General features: G+C 63.3%; 17 protein-coding genes. All 17 read left to right on the forward strand.

The genetic code is table 11. The features are described from left to right. Positions 1-3 precede the first annotated feature (3 nt). The 17 genes from nuoF to LB547_RS01135 all read left to right on the forward strand — a co-directional run bounded on the left by nuoF (position 4) and on the right by LB547_RS01135 (position 19,175). A complete protein-coding gene (gene nuoF, locus LB547_RS01055) occupies positions 4-1,308 on the forward strand; it encodes an NADH-quinone oxidoreductase subunit NuoF (protein WP_140495580.1) in 1,305 nt (434 codons plus the stop codon). Positions 1,309-1,383: 75 nt separating this feature from the next. Further along, positions 1,384-2,079: an NADH-ubiquinone dehydrogenase gene (locus LB547_RS01060; RefSeq protein ID WP_140495581.1), complete on the forward strand. Its 696-nt coding sequence runs from the start codon at positions 1,384-1,386 to the stop codon at positions 2,077-2,079. Between the two features lie 73 nt (positions 2,080-2,152). After that, the gene (gene nuoG / locus LB547_RS01065; RefSeq protein ID WP_140760990.1) at positions 2,153-4,234 is read left to right on the forward strand and encodes an NADH-quinone oxidoreductase subunit NuoG; all 2,082 of its coding nucleotides are present in this window, start codon (positions 2,153-2,155) and stop codon (positions 4,232-4,234) included. Between the two features lie 2 nt (positions 4,235-4,236). Then, positions 4,237-5,280, forward strand: coding sequence for an NADH-quinone oxidoreductase subunit NuoH (nuoH, locus tag LB547_RS01070; RefSeq protein WP_140495583.1), 1,044 nt, complete (start codon positions 4,237-4,239; stop codon positions 5,278-5,280). Beyond that, a complete protein-coding gene (nuoI, locus tag LB547_RS01075; protein ID WP_140495584.1) occupies positions 5,280-5,771 on the forward strand; it encodes an NADH-quinone oxidoreductase subunit NuoI in 492 nt (163 codons plus the stop codon). The genes nuoH and nuoI overlap by 1 nt, the downstream gene beginning before the upstream one ends. A 225-nt stretch (positions 5,772-5,996) precedes the next feature. After that, a complete protein-coding gene (locus LB547_RS01080) occupies positions 5,997-6,617 on the forward strand; it encodes an NADH-quinone oxidoreductase subunit J (RefSeq protein WP_140495585.1) in 621 nt (206 codons plus the stop codon). 1 nt (position 6,618) lies between these two features. Continuing rightward, the gene (nuoK, locus tag LB547_RS01085; RefSeq protein ID WP_019858930.1) at positions 6,619-6,927 is read left to right on the forward strand and encodes an NADH-quinone oxidoreductase subunit NuoK; all 309 of its coding nucleotides are present in this window, start codon (positions 6,619-6,621) and stop codon (positions 6,925-6,927) included. A 10-nt stretch (positions 6,928-6,937) separates the two neighbouring features. Continuing rightward, positions 6,938-8,911, forward strand: coding sequence for an NADH-quinone oxidoreductase subunit L (gene nuoL / locus LB547_RS01090; RefSeq protein WP_140516407.1), 1,974 nt, complete (start codon positions 6,938-6,940; stop codon positions 8,909-8,911). Next, complete coding sequence (locus tag LB547_RS01095; protein ID WP_140495587.1) at positions 8,911-10,416, forward strand: NADH-quinone oxidoreductase subunit M; 1,506 nt, start codon at positions 8,911-8,913, stop codon at positions 10,414-10,416. The genes nuoL and LB547_RS01095 overlap by 1 nt, the downstream gene beginning before the upstream one ends. Positions 10,417-10,435: 19 nt before the next feature. Continuing rightward, positions 10,436-11,872, forward strand: coding sequence for an NADH-quinone oxidoreductase subunit NuoN (nuoN, locus tag LB547_RS01100; RefSeq protein WP_140495588.1), 1,437 nt, complete (start codon positions 10,436-10,438; stop codon positions 11,870-11,872). Between the two features lie 4 nt (positions 11,873-11,876). Then, a complete protein-coding gene (locus LB547_RS01105) occupies positions 11,877-12,698 on the forward strand; it encodes a biotin--[acetyl-CoA-carboxylase] ligase (RefSeq protein ID WP_140516406.1) in 822 nt (273 codons plus the stop codon). 94 nt (positions 12,699-12,792) lie between these two features. Then, positions 12,793-14,463 (forward strand): ribonuclease J, encoded by a 1,671-nt coding sequence (locus LB547_RS01110; RefSeq protein WP_140495590.1) that lies wholly within the window; start codon positions 12,793-12,795, stop codon positions 14,461-14,463. 102 nt (positions 14,464-14,565) lie between these two features. Beyond that, entirely contained in the window at positions 14,566-14,970 is a 405-nt protein-coding gene (gene mce, locus LB547_RS01115) for a methylmalonyl-CoA epimerase (protein WP_140555002.1), read from the forward strand. Beyond that, positions 14,967-15,251, forward strand: coding sequence for a DUF1467 family protein (locus tag LB547_RS01120; protein ID WP_140495592.1), 285 nt, complete (start codon positions 14,967-14,969; stop codon positions 15,249-15,251). Before mce ends, LB547_RS01120 begins: the two co-directional genes overlap by 4 nt. A gap of 632 nt (positions 15,252-15,883) precedes the next feature. After that, on the forward strand, positions 15,884-17,212 hold the full coding sequence (gene proS / locus LB547_RS01125) for a proline--tRNA ligase (protein ID WP_140664608.1): 1,329 nt from the start codon (positions 15,884-15,886) through the stop codon (positions 17,210-17,212). After that, positions 17,209-18,495 carry a lipoprotein-releasing ABC transporter permease subunit gene (locus tag LB547_RS01130; RefSeq protein ID WP_140760973.1) on the forward strand — a complete coding sequence of 429 codons (1,287 nt, stop codon included), beginning with the start codon at positions 17,209-17,211 and terminating at the stop codon, positions 18,493-18,495. Before proS ends, LB547_RS01130 begins: the two co-directional genes overlap by 4 nt. Then, positions 18,495-19,175, forward strand: a complete 681-nt coding sequence (locus LB547_RS01135; RefSeq protein WP_140495870.1) for an ABC transporter ATP-binding protein — start codon at positions 18,495-18,497, stop codon at positions 19,173-19,175. The genes LB547_RS01130 and LB547_RS01135 overlap by 1 nt, the downstream gene beginning before the upstream one ends. Positions 19,176-19,283: the final 108 nt, after the last annotated feature.

Raw genomic sequence — 19,283 nt, forward strand, 5'->3', positions numbered from 1 at the left:
ACAATGCTTCAGGACAAAGACCGCATCTTCACCAACATCTACGGCCTCTTCGACAAGTCGCTGGCCGGCGCAATGGCGCGAGGCGCCTGGGACAACACGCCCAGCATCGTCGCCAAGGGGCGCGAGTGGATTGTCAACGAGATGAAGGCGTCGGGCCTGCGCGGCCGCGGCGGCGCCGGTTTCCCGACCGGCTTGAAATGGTCGTTCATGCCCAAGCAGAGTGACGGCCGGCCGAGCTATCTCGTCATCAATGCCGACGAATCCGAGCCCGGTACCTGCAAGGACCGCGACATTCTGCGCAACGATCCGCACACGCTGGTCGAAGGCGCCTTGCTCGCCGGCTTCGCCATGGGCGCGGTCGCGGCCTACATCTATGTGCGCGGCGAGTTCATCCGCGAGCGCGAGGCGCTGCAGCGTGCCATCGACGAGGCCTATGAGGCCAAGCTGATCGGCAAGGGCAACACTTCAGGCTACGATTTCGACGTCTATATGCACCATGGCGCCGGGGCTTATATCTGCGGCGAGGAGACGGCGCTGCTCGAAAGCCTCGAGGGAAAGAAGGGCCAGCCCAGGCTGAAGCCACCATTTCCGGCCAATGTCGGCCTTTATGGCTGCCCGACGACGGTCAACAACGTCGAATCGATCGCTGTGGCGCCGACGATCCTGCGTCGGGGCGCGGCCTGGTTCTCATCCTTCGGCCGGCCCAACAATGTCGGCACCAAGCTGTTCTGCGTCTCCGGCCACGTCAACAATCCGTGCACCGTCGAAGAGGCGATGTCGATCCCGTTCCGCGAGCTGATCGAGACGCATTGCGGCGGCATCCGTGGCGGCTGGGACAATCTTCTGGCGGTCATTCCTGGCGGCGCCTCGGTGCCGCTGGTGCCGGCCGAGCAGATCATCGATACGCCGATGGATTTCGACGCGCTGCGCGACCTCAAATCCGGCCTCGGCACGGCGGCCGTCATCGTCATGGACAAGTCGACCGATGTCGTCAAAGCCATCGCGCGGCTGTCCTACTTCTACAAGCATGAGAGCTGCGGCCAATGCACGCCGTGCCGTGAAGGCACCGGCTGGATGTGGCGGGTGATGGAACGGCTGGTGCGCGGCGAGGCGCAGAAGCGCGAGATCGACATGCTGCTCGACGTGACCAAGCAGGTCGAAGGCCACACGATCTGCGCGCTGGGCGACGCGGCCGCTTGGCCGATCCAGGGCCTGATGCGGCACTTCCGCGGCGAGGTGGAGCGGCGCATCGACGAGTTTTCGCGCAACGCGCACCGGGCCGAGCCGGTGTTGGTGGCGGCGGAATAGAGAAGCATTGAATGGCGATAGCCCGGAGCGAGAAGAACGGGGCGGGGCGAACGAAGAAACGACCAGGAGAATTCTATGGCGCCGTATTCGACACCCCACCCGTTGATGCCCAATTTGGACCAGATCGAGAAGATGAACCAGGACCTGACCAGGATGATGCCGAAGGAGATGGCCGGCGCCGTCAACCTTCTGGCGCACCCTGTCGCGGGCGCGGCGGCGATGTCGGCTCTGGGACTTGGGCTCGCCAACCACGCTTTCGGCGTCTGGTTGGGCGCGCTGTCGGGCGCAGCCGAGGCGTCGCAACGCCTCATGCAGCCGCTCATCGAGGATTTCGAGGCGCGCGTGGAACAATTCGAGGATGCGAGCCTTTCATCCACCAGAGCGCGGGCGACGGCCAAGACCCTGATTGCGGAGGCGCAGTCCTTCGCGCAGGAAGTCACCGACATTGCCGCCAGGGAGGCCGCCACCACGGTGCCGGCGGCACAGGCGGGGCGGTCAGCGGACGAGCTTTCGGATGTGCTGCTGCCCGAGGATTTCCGGCAGCCCAAGGCTATCGAGAGGCCGGCGAAGCCTTCGGATCTCAAGAAGATATCGGGCATCGGCCCGAAGCTGGAGACGGTGCTCAACGGGCTCGGCATATGGACGTTCCGCCAGATCGCCGACTGGTCGCCCGAAGAGATCGCCTGGGTCGACGACTACCTGTCGTTCAACGGCCGTATCGTGCGCGACGACTGGATTGCCCAGGCGGCTGTGCTGGCCGCGAAGAAGTGAGTGAAATGCCGGGCGCCGCGTCTGTCGCGCCCGGGAAATGAGATTGCGGGAAATCCGCAGAGGTTTGAGGCGAATGGCAAAGCTCAAGGTCGACGGGAAAGAAATCACTGTACCCGACCATTACACGCTGCTGCAGGCGGCAGAGGACGCGGGCGCGGAAGTGCCGCGCTTCTGCTTCCACGAGCGGTTGTCGATCGCCGGCAATTGCCGCATGTGCCTGATCGAGGTGAAGGGCGGGCCGCCCAAGCCGCAAGCGTCCTGCGCCATGGGCGTGCGCGACCTGCGTCCCGGTCCGAACGGAGAAGCGCCGGAAATCTTCACCAACACGCCGATGGTCAAGAAGGCCAGGGAAGGCGTGATGGAATTCCTGCTGATCAACCATCCGCTGGATTGCCCGATCTGCGACCAGGGCGGCGAATGCGACCTGCAGGACCAGGCGATGGCCTTCGGCGTTGATTCCTCGCGCTATCACGAGAACAAGCGCGCGGTCGAAGACAAGTATATCGGCCCGCTGGTCAAGACGGTGATGAACCGCTGCATCCACTGCACGCGCTGCGTTCGCTTCACCACCGAGGTTGCCGGCATTTCCGAACTCGGCCTGATCGGCCGCGGCGAGGATGCCGAGATCACCACCTATCTCGAGCAGGCGATGACCTCGGAGCTGCAGGGCAATGTCATCGACCTGTGCCCCGTCGGCGCGCTGACCTCCAAGCCTTTCGCCTTCCAGGCACGGCCGTGGGAACTGACCAAGACCGAATCCATCGACGTCATGGATGCCGTCGGCTCGGCGATCCGCGTCGACAGCCGCGGCCGCGAGGTGATGCGCATCCTGCCGCGCGTCAACGAGGCGGTGAACGAGGAGTGGATCTCCGACAAGACCCGCTTCATCTGGGACGGCCTGCGCACGCAGCGTCTCGACCGGCCCTATGTACGCAAGGACGGTAAGCTGGTCCCGGCGAGCTGGGCCGAGGCCTTCACGGCGATCAAGGACGCCGTGTCGAAGACTACGCCCGAGGAGATCGGCGCCATAGCGGGCGATCTTGCCGCGGTCGAGGAAATCTACGCGCTGAAGCTCCTGATGGCCGCACTCGGTTCGAAGAACATGGATTGCCGCCAGGACGGCGCCGCGCTCGACCCGTCGCTTGGCCGGGCAAGCTACATTTTCAACCCCACCATCGAAGGCATCGAACAGGCGGACGCGGTGCTGATCATCGGCGCCAATCCGCGCTTCGAAGCCTCGGTGCTCAACGCCCGCATCCGCAAGCGCTGGCGGGTCGGCAATATGCCGGTCGGCGTCATCGGCGATGTCGGGGATACACGCTATGACTACGAACTGCTGGGCGCAGGGCCGGAATCGCTCAAGGATCTGGCCGACGGCGATGGCAAGTTCTTCCAGGTGCTGAAGAAGGCCACGCATCCGCTCATCATCGTCGGCCAGGGCGCGCTGGCACGCCCCGATGGCGCGGCGGTGCTCGGCCAGGCAGCGAAGCTCGCCATGGCCGTGAACGCCGCGCGCGCGGACTGGAACGGCTTTGCCGTGCTGCACAATGCGGCTGGACGCGTCGGCGGCCTCGACCTTGGCTTCGTGCCGAGCGAGGGCGGCAGGAACGTCGCCGGCATGCTGGGCGAGACGGACGTGCTGTTCTTGCTGGGCGCCGACGAGATCGACATGGCAAAGACCGGCGGCGCTTTCGTGGTCTATGTGGGCACCCATGGCGATGCCGGCGCGCACCGCGCCAACGTCATCCTGCCGGGCGCTGCCTACACCGAGAAGTCGGGCACCTATGTCAACACGGAAGGGCGCGTGCAGCAGACCAACCGCGCCGGCTTCGCGCCGGGCGACGCGCGCGAGGATTGGGCCATCATCAGGGCATTGTCGGATGTACTGGGCAAGAAGTTGCCGTTTGATTCGCTGCCGCAGCTGCGCGCTAAACTCTACGGCGAATACCCGCATCTTGCCCGCATCGACCAGGTTGCTGCGGGCAATGCCGAGGATATCGCCAATGTGGCGAAGCTTGGTGGACGGCTGAACAAGGGCACGTTCACGTCGCCGGTCCAGGATTTCTACCTGACCAACCCGATCGCGCGGGCCTCTGCCGTGATGGCGGAGTGCTCTGCGCTGGCCAAGAGCGGCTTCAAGCAGGCGGCGGAATAAGCATGGACACCTTCTTCTCCTTCTACGTGCTGCCGGCGCTGATCATCGTGTTGAAGTCGGTCGTGCTGATCGTCGTGCTTCTCATCGCCGTCGCCTACCTGCTCTATGCCGACCGCAAGATCTGGGCGGCGGTGCAACTTCGCCGCGGCCCGAACGTCGTCGGCCCCTGGGGCACGCTGCAGGCCTTTGCCGACCTGTTGAAGTTCGTCTTCAAGGAGCCGGTGATCCCGTCCGGCGCCAACAAGGGCGTGTTCCTTTTGGCGCCGTTGGTATCGGCGGTTCTGGCGATCTCGGCCTGGGCGGTCATTCCGGTCAGCCAGGGCTGGGCCGTCGCCAACGTCAATGTGGGTATCCTCTATGTCTTCGCCATCTCCTCGCTCGAGGTCTATGGCGTGATCATGGGCGGCTGGGCGTCCAATTCGAAATATCCGTTCCTCGGGGCGCTGCGTTCGGCCGCACAAATGGTGTCCTACGAGGTCTCGATCGGCTTCGTCATCGTCACCGTGCTGCTTTGCGTCGGCTCGCTCAACCTGTCCGACATCGTGCTGTCGCAGCAGGATGGGCTCGGCACCAGGCTCGGCCTGCCCAACACCTTCCTCGACTGGCACTGGCTGTCGCTGTTGCCGATGTTCGTCATCTTCTTCATCTCGGCGCTAGCCGAGACGAATCGCCCGCCTTTCGACCTCGTCGAAGCCGAATCGGAACTGGTCGCCGGCCACATGGTCGAATATTCGTCGACGCCGTTCCTGCTGTTCTTCCTCGGCGAATATGTCGCCGTCGTGCTGATGTGCGCGCTGGCCACCATCCTGTTCCTCGGCGGCTGGCTGCCGCCGTTCGACTTCGCGCCCTTCACCTGGGTGCCGGGGGTGATCTGGTTCGTGCTCAAGATCTGCCTGATGTTCTTCATGTTCTCCATGGTGAAAGCGTTCGTGCCGCGTTACCGCTACGACCAGCTGATGCGGCTTGGCTGGAAGGTGTTCCTGCCGATCTCGCTGTTCATGGTGGTGCTGACCGCCGCCTTCCTCAAGATCACGGGGTTTGCGTGATGTCCGCTCTGTCCCAGGCCGCCAAATCGCTGCTGCTGAAGGATTTCGTCAGCGCCTTCTTCTTGTCGATGCGCCAGTTCTTCGCGCCGAAGGAGACGATCAATTATCCGCACGAGAAAGGGCCGGTGAGCCCACGCTTCCGGGGCGAGCATGCCTTGCGCCGTTATCCCAATGGCGAGGAACGCTGCATCGCCTGCAAATTGTGCGAGGCGATCTGTCCGGCGCAGGCCATCACCATCGAGGCCGGCCCGCGCCGCAACGACGGCACGCGCCGTACCGTGCGCTACGACATCGATATGGTGAAGTGCATCTATTGCGGCTTCTGCCAGGAAGCCTGCCCGGTCGACGCCATCGTCGAGGGGCCGAATTTCGAATTCGCGACCGAGACGCGCGAGGAACTCTACTACGACAAGGACAGGCTGCTGGCGAATGGCGACCGGTGGGAGCGCGAACTGGCGCGCAACATCTCGCTGGACGCACCGTACCGCTGATATCGCATGGACAGGGGCGAGGGCCCTTGTCCGGGGATGACCCGAAGCATTTCAGGCAAGGTCATCCCTCAGGACTTCAGAGTTGCCCATGTTTCTTTGCGCCGGGTCTTTCAACCCGGTTGGAACATGGGCTAGGACAACGCGGCTTCGCACCGGAGGCGGAACGAAGCCACAGACACAAACAGGACGAACGTCCTGTTTGGACAGGAACCCGGGGGAACCCCAATGCTGAGTGGACTAGAGGCGGCCTTTTTCTACCTCTTCGCCTTTGTCGCCGTGGCGTCGGCGTTCATGGTCATTTCGTCGCGCAACCCCGTGCATTCGGTGCTGTTCCTGATCCTGACCTTCTTCAACGCCGCCGGCCTGTTCATGCTGACGGGCGCCGAGTTCCTGGCGATGATCCTGCTCGTCGTCTATGTCGGCGCTGTCATGGTGCTGTTCCTGTTCGTCGTCATGATGCTCGACGTCGACTTCGCCGAGATGAAGGAGGGCGCTCTGCAATATGCGCCGATCGGCGCGCTGGTCGGACTGATCCTGGCGGCGGAACTGATCGTGGTGCTCGGCGGCTATACCTTCGCGCCGCAGCTCGCCTCGACGGTATCGAAGCCGATTCCCGATCTCGCGGCGCGCTCGAATACGGCAGCGCTCGGCGACATCCTCTATACGGACTACCTCTACTACTTCCAGATCTCGGGCCTCGTGCTGCTGGTGGCCATGATCGGTGCCATCGTTTTGACGCTGCGCCACAAGGAAGGGGTCAAGCGGCAGTCGATCGCAGCCCAGGTCGCCCGCACGGCGGCGACGGGCATGGAAATCCGCAAGGTCAAGTCGGGCGAAGGAGTCTGAGATGGTCGTCGGCATCGCACATTATCTGACCGTATCGGCGATCCTTTTCACGCTCGGCGTGTTCGGCATCTTCCTGAACCGTAAGAACGTGATCGTCATCCTGATGTCGGTCGAGTTGATCCTGCTTGCGGTCAATATCAATTTCGTCGCCTTTTCGGCGGCTCTCGGCGACCTCGTCGGCCAGGTGTTCGCGCTGTTCGTGCTGACGGTCGCGGCGGCGGAGGCCGCCATCGGACTTGCCATTCTCGTCGTCTTCTTCCGCAACCGCGGCTCGATCGCGGTCGAAGACGTGAACATGATGAAGGGTTGACGGAACCACCATGTACCAGGCCATCGTCTTCCTTCCGCTGCTCGGCTTCCTGATCGTCGGCCTGTTCGGCACGTCGCTCGGCGCCAAGGCGTCCGAATACATCACCTCCGGCTTCCTGGTGATCGCGGCGGTGCTGTCGTGGGTTGCTTTCTTCACCGTCGGCTTCGGCCATGGCGAGGTGTTCACCGTGCCGGTGCTGCGCTGGATCCAGTCCGGCGGACTGGAGGCGTCCTGGGCGCTCAGGATCGACACTCTGACGGTGGTCATGCTGGTGGTGGTCAACACCGTGTCGGCGCTGGTCCATATCTACTCGATCGGCTACATGCACCACGATCCGAACCGGCCGCGTTTCTTTGCCTATCTGTCGCTGTTCACCTTCGCCATGCTGATGCTGGTGACGGCCGACAACCTCGTGCAGATGTTCTTCGGTTGGGAAGGGGTGGGCCTGGCGTCCTACCTGCTGATCGGCTTCTGGTACAAGAAGCCCTCGGCCAACGCCGCGGCCATCAAGGCCTTCGTCGTCAACCGCGTCGGCGATTTCGGCTTCGCGCTCGGCATCTTCGGCGTGTTCGTGCTGTTCGGCTCGGTCAATCTCGGCACCATCTTCGCCAATGCGGCGACGTTCATCCCGGCTGAAGGCGCCCCGCAAGGTGCTGCGGTGCTGACCTTCCTCGGTTATGCGCTGGATAAGCAGGCAGCGATGACGATCGTCTGCCTGCTGCTGTTCATGGGTGCCATGGGCAAGTCGGCGCAGGTGCCGCTGCACACCTGGCTGCCGGACGCCATGGAAGGCCCGACGCCGGTCTCGGCGCTCATCCATGCCGCCACCATGGTGACGGCCGGCGTGTTCATGCTGGCGCGGCTGTCGCCGCTGTTCGAGCTGTCGCATTCGGCGCTGACGGTGGTGACCTTCATCGGCGCCTTCACCGCCTTCTTCGCGGCGACCGTCGGCCTCGTCCAGAACGACATCAAGCGCGTCATCGCCTATTCGACCTGCTCGCAACTTGGCTACATGTTCGTGGCGCTCGGCGTCGGCGCCTATGGTGCGGCGATCTTCCACCTGTTCACGCATGCCTTCTTCAAGGCGCTGCTGTTCCTCGGCTCGGGCTCGGTCATCCATGCGGTTTCCGACGAGCAGGACATGCGCAAGATGGGCGGCCTGAGGACGCTGATCCCGACGACCTACTGGATGATGGTAATCGGCACCCTGGCGCTGACCGGCGTCGGCATTCCGGTCACCGTTATCGGCACCGCCGGGTTCTTCTCCAAGGATGCCATCATCGAGACGGCCTTTGCCGGGCATAATTCCGTGGCGGGCCTCGCCTTCGTGCTGCTGGTGATCGCCGCCGGCTTCACCTCCTTCTATTCCTGGCGGCTGATCTTCATGACCTTCCACGGCAGGCCGCGGGCGAGCCATGAGGTGATGCACCATGTCCATGAATCGCCGCCGGTGATGCTGGTGCCGCTGTTCGTGCTGGCGGCGGGCGCGCTGTTTGCCGGCATCATCTTCCACGGTGCCTTCATTGGCGAAGGCTATGCCGAATTCTGGAAGGCGTCGCTGTTCACACTGCCGGACAATCACATCCTGCACGACATTCACGAACTGCCGCTATGGGTCGAGCTGTCGCCGTTCATCGCCATGCTGATCGGCCTGGCGCTGGCGTGGAAGTTCTACATCCGCTCGCCGGAAATGCCGGTCAATCTGGCCGCCCAGCATCGCGGGCTCTATGCCTTCCTGCTCAACAAATGGTATTTCGACGAGCTCTATGACTTCCTCTTTGTGCGGCCGGCCAAACGCCTCGGTTCCTTCCTGTGGAAGACCGGCGACGGCACCGTCATCGATGGTCTCGGGCCTGACGGCATTTCGGCACGCGTCGTCGATGTCACCAACCGCGTCGTCAAGTTGCAGACCGGCTATCTCTATCACTATGCCTTCGCCATGCTGATCGGCGTTGCCGCATTCGTCACCTGGATGATGCTCTGATGACCGCTTGGCCAATTCTCTCGCTGGTCACCTTCCTGCCGTTGGTTGGTGTGCTGCTCATCCTGTTCATCAACGACGACAGCGAAAACGCACGCCGCAACATCCGCGCCATCGCGCTGCTGACGACGACGTTCACCTTCATCGTCTCGCTGTTCATCTGGACCGGCTTCGACAATTCGCAAGCCGGCTTCCAGTTCGTCGAGAAGGTCGCCTGGCTCGATTCCGGCATCTCCTACCATATGGGCGTCGACGGCATTTCGATGCTGTTCGTCATTCTGACCACATTCCTGATGCCGCTCTGTATCCTGGCGTCGTGGGAAGCGATCGAGAAGCGCGTCAAGGCCTACATGATCGCCTTCCTGCTGCTCGAAACGCTGATGATCGGCGTGTTCTGCGCGCTCGACATCGTGCTGTTCTACGTCTTCTTCGAAGCCGGCCTGATCCCGATGTTCATCATCATCGGCGTCTGGGGCGGCAAGCGCCGCGTCTATGCCTCCTTCAAGTTCTTCCTCTACACGCTCGCCGGCTCGGTGCTGATGCTGCTCGCCATCATGGCGATGTTCTACCAGTCCGGCACGACCGATATCCCGACGCTGTTGACGCACAATTTCCCCGCCAACATGCAGACATGGCTGTGGCTCGCCTTCTTCGCCTCCTTCGCGGTGAAGATGCCGATGTGGCCGGTGCATACCTGGCTGCCGGATGCGCATGTCGAGGCGCCGACAGCCGGTTCGGTGATCCTGGCCGCCATTCTGTTGAAGATGGGCGGATACGGCTTCCTGCGGTTCTCCTTGCCGATGTTCCCGCTGGCCTCCGAGATGTTCGCGCCGCTGGTCTTCGCACTTTCGGTCGTCGCCATCATCTACACCTCGCTGGTGGCGCTGATGCAGGAGGACATGAAGAAGCTGATCGCCTATTCGTCGGTCGCCCATATGGGCTTCGTGACCATGGGCATCTTCGCCATGAACCAGGAAGGCGTGCAGGGCGCGATCTTCCAGATGCTCAGCCACGGCCTGGTCTCGGGCGCGCTGTTCCTGTGCGTCGGCGTCATCTATGACCGCATGCACACGCGTGAGATCGCCGCCTATGGCGGCCTGGTCAACAACATGCCGAAATACGCCACCGTGTTCCTGATCTTCACCATGGCCAATGTCGGCCTGCCGGGCACGTCAGGCTTCGTCGGCGAGTTCCTGACCATGCTCGGCGTGTTCCGGGTCAATACCTGGGTGGCGTTCTTCGCTGCCACCGGCGTCATCCTGTCGGCCGCCTACGCGCTTTGGCTCTACCGCCGGGTGATCTTCGGCGCGCTGACCAAGGACAGCCTCAAGGGCCTGCTCGACCTGTCGACACGCGAGAAGGCGATCATCTATCCGCTGGTTGTGCTGGTCATCTTCTTCGGCGTCTATCCCGCTCCCGTCTTCGACGCGACGGCCCAGTCGGTCAAGTCGCTCGTCACCAATGTCACCGCATCCATCGGCGCCGCGCAGACCGCGGCGGCGAACTGACCCAGGGGTTTTGCGAACCATGACGCCGGACCTTCTCTCCAGCCTGTCGCTCTCGACGCCCGAGCTGATCCTTGCCATCGGCGCGCTCGCGCTGCTGATGGTCGGGGCCTATTCGCGCGCCAACACCGCCAACACCGTGACCGGCCTTGCCGTTGCCGTGCTGGTGATATCGGGCGCCTGGCTGATCTTCTCCACCGGGCAGGGCAGCGCCTACGGCAATGCCTTCATCCAGGATTCCTTTGCCCGCTTCATGAAGCTGCTGGCGCTGGTGGGCTCGGCGGTGACGCTGATCATGTCGATGCGCTTCGCCAGGGCGGAGCGGTTCGACAAGTTCGAATATCCGGTGCTGATCCTTCTGTGCACGCTCGGCATGATGCTGATGATCTCCGCCAACGGCATGATCGGGCTCTATCTCGGCCTCGAGCTTCAGTCGCTGGCGATCTATGTCTTGTGCGCGATCAACCGCGAGAACCTGCGCTCGACCGAGGCGGGCCTGAAGTACTTCGTCCTCGGCGCGCTGTCGTCGGGCATGCTGCTCTATGGCATCAGCCTGGTCTATGGTTATACCGGCAACACCGGGTTCCAGGAGATCGCGACGGCGCTGGGCGGCGGAGAGCGCCAGCTTGGCCTCGTCTTCGGCCTGGTCTTCGTGCTGGCCGGCCTCGCCTTCAAGATCTCGGCGGTGCCGTTCCACATGTGGACGCCCGACGTCTATGAGGGTGCGCCGACACCGGTGACGGCTTTCCTGGCGGCGGCACCCAAAATGGCGGCTATGGCGCTGATCGTGCGCGTCACCATGGGCGCGTTCAAGCCGATCGCTTCCGACTGGCAGCAGATCATCGTCTTCATCTCCATCGCCTCGATGGCGCTCGGCTCTTTCGCGGCGATCGGCCAGACCAACATCAAGCGCCTGATGGCCTACTCCTCGATCGGCCACATGGGCTACGCGCTGGTTGGCCTTGCCGCCAACAGCCAGGCCGGCGTGCGCGGCGTCGCGATCTACATGCTGATCTATCTGGTGATGACGCTCGGCACCTTCGCCTTCATTCTCGCCATGCGGCGCAAGGAAGGCAATGTCGAGCAGATCAGCGACCTGGCAGGCCTGTCCTCGACCAACCCGATCATGGCGACGATCCTGACCATCCTGATGTTCTCGCTGGCCGGCATCCCGCCGCTCGCCGGCTTCTGGGGGAAGTGGTACGTCTTTCTCGCCGCCATCAATGCCAACCTCTACGCGCTGGCGATCATCGGCGTGCTGGCCTCGGTAGTGGGCGCCTATTATTACCTGCGCATCATCAAGATCATGTGGTTCGACGAACCGGTCGGCGGCTTCGTGCCGATGGCCAGTGAATTGCGCCTCGTACTCGGTGTCTCCGGCGCTTTCGTGCTGTTCTATGTGCTGATCGGCGGTCCGATCGGCACCTATGCCGAAGCCGCCGCCAAGACATTCTTCTGACGGGATGGCATTTCGGCTGGCTCCAACCTCGGCGTCGGAAGGATTCCGGCTGGAGGCGCATGACAGCGTCGGCTCCACCAATGCGCTGGCGCTGGATCACGCCCGGGCCGGCGACCCCGGCAGATTGTGGGTCGTTTCCAAGAAACAGGAAAGCGGGCGCGGGCGGCGCGGCCGCGTCTGGGCGACACCCGAGGGCAATCTGGCAGCGACGCTGCTCGTCCTCACCGGGGGCGAGCTTCGCCTCGCCGCGACGCTCGGTTTCGTCGCCGGCCTAGCGCTGGCCGATGCGCTCGACGCCGTGGTGCCGGCGGGCCGGATCGCCATCGGCCTCGACGGCGGCAATGAAGGCAAGAACCGTTTCGAGCTGAAATGGCCGAACGACGTGCTCGCCTCCGGCGCCAAGCTCGCCGGCATCCTGCTGGAATCGGCCATGCTGGACGGCGGCCGTTTCGCGGTGGCGGTCGGCATCGGCGTCAATGTTGTGGCGTACCCTGAGGATTTGCCGTATCCCGCGACGTCGCTTCACGCACTGGGTGCGGCATGCGATGCCGAAACGCTGTTCCTGGCGCTGTCGGATGCCTGGAGCGAGAATGCCCGCCTGTGGGACGACGGGCGGGGACTTGCCGCCGTCAGGCGGCGCTGGCTGGCACGCGCGGCAGGGCTTGGCGGCGAGGTTGCTGTCAGAATTGACGGTAATGTGGTGCGCGGGGTGTTCGAGACCATTGACGAGGACTGCCGTTTCGTGATCCGCGACGATGAGGGCTCGGTTTTGACGATCGCCGCCGGCGATGTGCATTTCGGCGCGGTCGCATCCGCCCGGGTATAATTTTGTTTTTGCGCAATTCCAGACGGAAAACCGTTACAGACTTTTCCCGGAATTGCTTCAATGGCTTGGCCTGAGGGCCAGGAAGGAAAAAATCATGGCGAAAGCGGAAAACGCCGAACTCGTCTTCGTGCCGCTGGGCGGCGTCGGCGAGATCGGTATGAACTTCGCTCTCTACGGCTATGGTCCGCCGAGCGCGCGCGAATGGATCGTCATCGACGTCGGCGTCACCTTTCCCGACGCGGCGCATCCGGGCGTCGACCTGATCCTGCCCGACACGCGCTTCATCGAAGAGAACATCGCCAATTTGCGCGGTATCGTGATCACCCACGCGCATGAGGACCACTATGGCGCGCTGCTGGATATCTGGCCGAGGCTCAAGGCGCCGGTGTGGATGACGCCGTTCAGCGCCGGGCTGCTGGAAGCCAAGCGCCAGGGCGAGCAGGGCGCGCCGAAGATCCCGCTGACCATCTACCGCGCGGGCGAAAAATTCACTGTCGGTCCGTTCGAAATCGAGGCGATCCCGGTCGCGCATTCGATTCCCGAACCGATGTCGCTGGCCATCACCTCGCCGGCAGGCACCGTCATCCACACCGGCGACTGGAAGATCGACCCGGCGCCGACGATCGGACCCAAGACCGACGAAGCACGGTTCCGCGCCTATGGCGACAAGGGCGTGCTGGCGCTGGTCTGCGATTCGACCAATGCTATGCGCGAAGGCGAATCGCCATCGGAAGTCGCGGTCGGCGAGGGGCTGAAAGGGGTTATCCAGGCCGCCAAGGGCCGCGTCGCCGTCACCACCTTCTCGTCCAATGTCGGCCGTATCGTTTCCATCGCCAAGGCGGCGCGCGATGCCGGCCGTCAGTGCCTGGTGCTCGGCCGGTCGCTGAAGCGCGTCATCGATGTCGCCGGCGAACTCGGCTACATGGACGGTCTGCCTGAGTTCATCGCCGAGGAGGATTTCGGCTTCATTCCGCGCGAAAACCTGGTCGTCATCTGCACCGGCAGCCAGGGCGAGCCGCTGGCGGCGCTTGCCAAGCTCTCGCGCGACGAGATGAAGTCGGTGTCGCTGACGGCCGGCGACACGGTGGTGTTTTCCTCGCGCACCATTCCCGGCAACGAGAAGGCGATCCTCGAAATTAAGAACCGCCTCGTCGATCTCGGCATCAAGATCATCGAGGACGGCGATGCGCTGGTTCATGTCTCCGGCCATCCGCGGCGCAGCGAATTGCGCAAGATGTATGAATGGGTACGGCCGCAGATCGGCGTTCCAGTGCATGGCGAAGCCGCGCATCTGGTGGCGCAGGGCTCGCTGATGTCGACGTCGGGCATCGGCCAGGTGGCGCAGGTGCGCGACGGCGACATGCTGCGGCTCGCTCCCGGCCCTGCCACGATCATCGACCAGGTGCCGTTCGGCCGCATCTACAAGGACGGCAGGTTGATCGGCACCGACCAGGCGATGGGCATTCGCGACCGTCGCAAACTGTCCTTTGCCGGCCATGTCGCGGTCAATGTGGTGCTGGACGAGAAGTATGAGCTCGCCGGCGATCCCGATCTCGTCGCAATCGGCGTCGCCGAGGCCGACGCCAGGGGCGAGACGCTGGAGGACCTGATGATCGATGCGGCAATCGGCGCGGTGGACTCCATCCCCCGTCAGCGCCGAAAAGATCTCGATCTGGTGCAGGAGGCGGTACGCCGTGCCGTACGTGGCGCCGCCAACGAAGCCTGGGGCAAGAAACCGCTGGTGACTGTATTCGTCACGCGGTGACGAATAGGGGAATAAGGCAGTAGGGGAGTAGGGGAGAATGAGCCGTTGCTTTTCTTCTGTCTTGTTTCCCTACTCCCTTACTCCCCTAAAGCGGAGCGCTCTATGCTTGGACGCCTGAACCATGTCGCGCTTGCGGTGCCGGATCTGGCTGCGGCTGTCGCTTGCTATCGCGACACGCTAGGCGCCGAAGTGAGCGAACCACAGGCGCTGCCCGGGCATGGCGTCACCGTGGTGTTCGTCAATGTCGGCAACACCAAGATCGAGTTGCTGGAGCCGCTCGGCGAGGGTTCGCCGATCGCGGCTTTCCTCGAGAAGAACCCGTCGGGCGGCATGCACCATCTCTGCTATGAGGTCGACGATATCCTTACCGCGCGGGACCGGCTCCAGGCGGCCGGCGCCCGGGTTCTGGGCGACGGCAAGCCGAAGACCGGCGCGCATGGCAAACCTGTGCTGTTCCTGCATCCGAAGGATTTCTTCGGCACGCTGATCGAACTGGAGCAATCATGAGCTGGGTTTCGTTCACCGCACTGTTTTTCGCGACCTGGTGGGTGGTGCTGTTTGCCGTTCTGCCGTTCAGCGTCAGGACGCAGGATGACGATCGTGACGTGACGCTGGGCACGGTGCCGAGCGCGCCGCGCGGACCCCATATGCTGCGTGCGGTGATCCGCACCACCGTCGCCACGGCGGTGCTCATGGGCATTTTCTACGGCCTTACGCACGGGCTGGGATATAGCCTCAACGACATCCCGCACATCGTGCCGGAATTCGGCCAGGCCACGGCAAAATAGCAGCATTCAAACCGGCTCTTGCGCTTCGGGCGAGGTCACGCCGCCATTCGGCGCCGGCTCATCTGTTCAGGCTTCAAAAATCGTGACGCGGGGTAAGGTGGTTTGGCAACGCATTGCGCTAAGCAGGTGATTGCACAAAAAAAATGCAAGGCACAAGGCCTTGCAATTTAAACGCGTCCGATCTGTTTCCGGTTTCCGGCGGCAGCGAGTAACCGCGCCTAGATCGCATCCTCCCAAGACTTTGACCGCGTAGGAGAACAGATTTTTCTCTGCTCTCTCGGTTATCGGGGCACATTAGCCCAACGGAAATGAAAATGTCACGAAGAATTTTGCCTTGAAACGGGCATTCTCGTGCTGCACTGCACAATAGTACGGCAGGCTTTGCTTGGGAAACCACCAGCAGGGCGTTTTATGCAACCGTGGCTCCTTCGATCGTCCAGCATTCGCGGCGCGCGCGAGGGGTGCTCAAAACCCTTTTCATTCCGCGCACCACGCCGTTCGTAAGCTGAATTTCCGATTTCGGGGTCGATGCGTCCGGGTTCCCATTGCGCCATGAAATGGCTATGAAGCCGGGGCAAGCAAGCCTGCGTCGCACCGATTCTGGCGCGGCCTCCTCATTCACGGACCAGTCCATGCGTTTGTCGCGCTATTTCCTGCCCATCCTCAAAGAGAATCCGCGCGAGGCGGAGATCGTCTCGCATCGGCTGATGCTGCGCGCCGGCATGATCCGCCAGCAGGGGCAGGGCAGTTTTTCCTGGCTGCCGCTGGGCAAACGGGTCCTGGACAAGGTCTGCCAGATCATCCGCGAGGAACAGAACCGCGCCGGCGCGCTGGAAATCCTGATGCCGACCATCCAGTCGGCCGACCTTTGGCGCGAAAGCGGCCGCTATAACGACTACGGCAAGGAGATGTTGCGCATCAAGGACCGCCAGGACCGCGACATGCTTTACGGCCCGACCAACGAGGAAATGGTCACCGAGATTTTCCGCGCCTATGTAAAGTCCTACAAGGACTTGCCGCTCAACCTCTACCACATCCAGTGGAAGTTCCGCGACGAGGTGCGGCCGCGCTTCGGCGTCATGCGCAGCCGGGAATTCCTGATGAAGGATGCCTACTCCTTCGATCTCGACTTCGAAGGCGCGAGAGCCGCCTACAACAGGATGTTCGTGTCCTATCTCCGGACCTTCACCCGCATGGGCCTACAGGCGATCCCGATGCGGGCCGACACCGGTCCGATCGGCGGCGATCTCAGCCATGAATTCATCATCCTGGCCGACACCGGCGAGAGCCAGGTGTTCTGCCATCGCGATTATCTGTCGCTCGGCGTGCCCGGAGCCAACACCGATTTCTCCAACGACGCCGAGATATCAGGCATCGTCAAGACCTGGACGACGCCTTACGCCGCGACCGACGAAATGCATGACGAAGCGGCCTGGGCTGAGGTTCCCGACAGCGACAAGGTTTCGGCGCGCGGCATCGAAGTCGGCCATATCTTCCATTTCGGCGAGAAATACTCCAAGCCGATGGGCGCCAAGGTGACCGGGCCCGACGGCAAGGATCATTTCGCTTCCGGCGGTTCCTACGGCATCGGCCCGTCGCGGCTGGTTGCGGCGATCATCGAAGCCAGCCATGACGAGAACGGCATCATCTGGCCGGAAGCGGTGGCGCCGTTCGACATCGGCCTGATCAACATGAAAGCCGGCGATGCCGATTGCGACCGCGTCTGCGATGAACTCAACGCAGCTTTCACCGCCGCCGGCAAGGATGTGCTCTATGACGACACCGACCAGCGGCCGGGCGGCAAGTTCGCCACCGCCGACCTGATCGGCCTGCCCTGGCAGGTGATCGTCGGACCGCGCGGCGTGGCCGCCGGCGAGGTCGAGATCAAGCACCGCAAGACCGGCGAGCGCGTGACGCTGCCGATCGCCGATGCGAAAAAACGCTTCGGTGCCGCCGCATGAGCGAGGCGGCGGCAGCGAGACCGGCAGGCGCCGGACCGTTTTCCATCTTCGAACGCACGGTGGCGTGGCGCTATCTGCGCTCGCGACGCAAGGAGACGGTGATCTCGGTCATCGCCTCGATCTCCTTCCTCGGCATCATGCTGGGGGTGGCGACGCTGATCGTGGTGATGGCCGTCATGAACGGGTTCAGGGCCGAGCTGCTCACCCGCATTCTCGGCGTCAACGGCCATCTGATCGTGCAGCCGCTGGATTCGCCGCTTGAGGATTATGCGCAGGTCGCCGGCCGCATCAACGGCGTGGCCGGCGTGAAATACGCCATTCCGCTGATCGATGGCCAGGTGCTGGCGCAAGGCAATGTCGGCGGCGGCTCCGGCGCGCTGGTACGCGGCATCAGGGGCGAGGACCTTGGTAAGATCGCCATCGTCGCCAGCAATATCAAGCAAGGCTCGATCGCCGATTTCGACACGGGCGAGGGTGTCGCCATCGGCAAGCGGATGGCGGAGAATCTCGGCCTGGCGCTCGGCGACACGATCACGCTGATCTCGCCGGACGGCGACGTGACGCCGCTCGGCACGATGCCGCGCATGAAGGGCTACAAGATCGCGGCGATCTTCGAAGTCGGCATGTCGGAATATGACGCCTCCATCGTCTACATGCCTTTTTCGGAAGCGCAGCTCTATTTCAACATGGACGGACGGGCGCAGACGATCGAGATCTATGTCGACAATCCCGATGATGTCGACGCGCTGAAGCCGAAGGTGGAAGAGGCGGCGCAGCGACCCATCGACCTCGTCGACTGGCGGCAACGCAACGAGACCTTCTTTTCCGCCCTGCAGGTGGAGCGCAACGTCATGTTCATGATCCTGACGCTGATCGTGCTGGTGGCGGCGCTCAACATCATCTCCGGGTTGGTCATGCTGGTGAAGGACAAGGGGCACGACATCGCCATCCTGCGCACCATGGGCGCCTCGCGCGGCGCCATCCTGCGCATCTTCCTGATGACGGGCGCCGCGATCGGCGTCACCGGCACTATCGCCGGCGTGCTGCTCGGCGTGATCATCTGCCTCAACATCGAATCGATCCGCGAGTTCTTCTCCTGGATGACCGGCAAGGTGCTGTTCAATCCGGAGCTCTATTTCCTCAGCCAGTTGCCGGCGAAGATGGATCCGCGCGAGACGACCTATGTCGTCATCATGGCGCTCGGCCTGTCCTTCCTGGCGACGTTGTTTCCGGCATGGCGGGCGGCCCGCCTCGATCCGGTCGAAGCGCTGAGGTACGAATGATGGCGCAGGCCATTATCGAGTTGAAGAGCGTCGAGCGGCACTATGTCCAGGGGCCGCGCAAGCTCACCATTCTGAACGGTGCGGACTTCTCGCTGAAGCGCGGCGAGATGGTGGCGCTGGTGGCGCCGTCCGGCACCGGCAAATCGACGCTGCTGCATACGGCAGGGCTCCTGGAGCGGCCCGACGCCGGCGACGTGATTCTCTCCGGCCGGGCCTGCGGCCGGCTATCCGATGACGAGCGCACCTCGATCCGCCGCAACGATGTCGGCTTCGTCTACCAGTTCCACCATCTGCTGCCGGAGTTTTCGGCGCTGGAAAACATCATGATGCCGCAGCTCATCAAAGGTCTGCCGCGCAAGGAGGCGGCCGAGCGCGCGGCGCAGCTGCTCGACTACATGCAGATCGGCAAGCGTGCATCGCACCGGCCGTCCGAACTGTCGGGCGGCGAGCAGCAGCGCGTGGCAATCGCGCGTGCGGTCGCCAATGCGCCGCTGGTGCTGCTGGCGGACGAGCCGACCGGCAATCTCGACCCGGTCACTGCTTCCTATGTGTTCGAGGCGCTGGAGGCATTGGTGCGGCAATCGGGCCTCGCGGCGCTGATCGCCACCCACAATCACCAGCTGGCAGCGCGCATGGACCGGCGCGTCACCCTGGCCGAGGGCAAGGTGGTGCCGCTGTAGAACTCTGATGTCCGCTGCGAGATTGGGTCCAACCTTAACAACGTCCAGCGAGATTTCCGCGGGTTTAGTTTCCCGTCGGGGATACTGATCCCTCCGGGATCAGAACCG

The organism is Mesorhizobium sp. B264B1B (assembly GCF_020165765.1).
Classification (GTDB): domain Bacteria; phylum Pseudomonadota; class Alphaproteobacteria; order Rhizobiales; family Rhizobiaceae; genus Mesorhizobium.

Bases quoted from the DNA above. Each gene is read 5' to 3' on its own strand.
- nuoF (WP_140495580.1), top strand. From the start codon at position 4: ATGCTTCAGGACAAAGACCGCATCTTCACCAACATCTACGGCCTCTTC.
- LB547_RS01060 (WP_140495581.1), top strand. From the start codon at position 1,384: ATGGCGCCGTATTCGACACCCCACCCGTTGATGCCCAATTTGGACCAG.
- nuoG (WP_140760990.1), top strand. From the start codon at position 2,153: ATGGCAAAGCTCAAGGTCGACGGGAAAGAAATCACTGTACCCGACCAT.
- nuoH (WP_140495583.1), top strand. From the start codon at position 4,237: ATGGACACCTTCTTCTCCTTCTACGTGCTGCCGGCGCTGATCATCGTG.
- nuoI (WP_140495584.1), top strand. From the start codon at position 5,280: ATGTCCGCTCTGTCCCAGGCCGCCAAATCGCTGCTGCTGAAGGATTTC.
- LB547_RS01080 (WP_140495585.1), top strand. From the start codon at position 5,997: ATGCTGAGTGGACTAGAGGCGGCCTTTTTCTACCTCTTCGCCTTTGTC.
- nuoK (WP_019858930.1), top strand. From the start codon at position 6,619: ATGGTCGTCGGCATCGCACATTATCTGACCGTATCGGCGATCCTTTTC.
- nuoL (WP_140516407.1), top strand. From the start codon at position 6,938: ATGTACCAGGCCATCGTCTTCCTTCCGCTGCTCGGCTTCCTGATCGTC.
- LB547_RS01095 (WP_140495587.1), top strand. From the start codon at position 8,911: ATGACCGCTTGGCCAATTCTCTCGCTGGTCACCTTCCTGCCGTTGGTT.
- nuoN (WP_140495588.1), top strand. From the start codon at position 10,436: ATGACGCCGGACCTTCTCTCCAGCCTGTCGCTCTCGACGCCCGAGCTG.
- LB547_RS01105 (WP_140516406.1), top strand. From the start codon at position 11,877: ATGGCATTTCGGCTGGCTCCAACCTCGGCGTCGGAAGGATTCCGGCTG.
- LB547_RS01110 (WP_140495590.1), top strand. From the start codon at position 12,793: ATGGCGAAAGCGGAAAACGCCGAACTCGTCTTCGTGCCGCTGGGCGGC.
- mce (WP_140555002.1), top strand. From the start codon at position 14,566: ATGCTTGGACGCCTGAACCATGTCGCGCTTGCGGTGCCGGATCTGGCT.
- LB547_RS01120 (WP_140495592.1), top strand. From the start codon at position 14,967: ATGAGCTGGGTTTCGTTCACCGCACTGTTTTTCGCGACCTGGTGGGTG.
- proS (WP_140664608.1), top strand. From the start codon at position 15,884: ATGCGTTTGTCGCGCTATTTCCTGCCCATCCTCAAAGAGAATCCGCGC.
- LB547_RS01130 (WP_140760973.1), top strand. From the start codon at position 17,209: ATGAGCGAGGCGGCGGCAGCGAGACCGGCAGGCGCCGGACCGTTTTCC.
- LB547_RS01135 (WP_140495870.1), top strand. From the start codon at position 18,495: ATGGCGCAGGCCATTATCGAGTTGAAGAGCGTCGAGCGGCACTATGTC.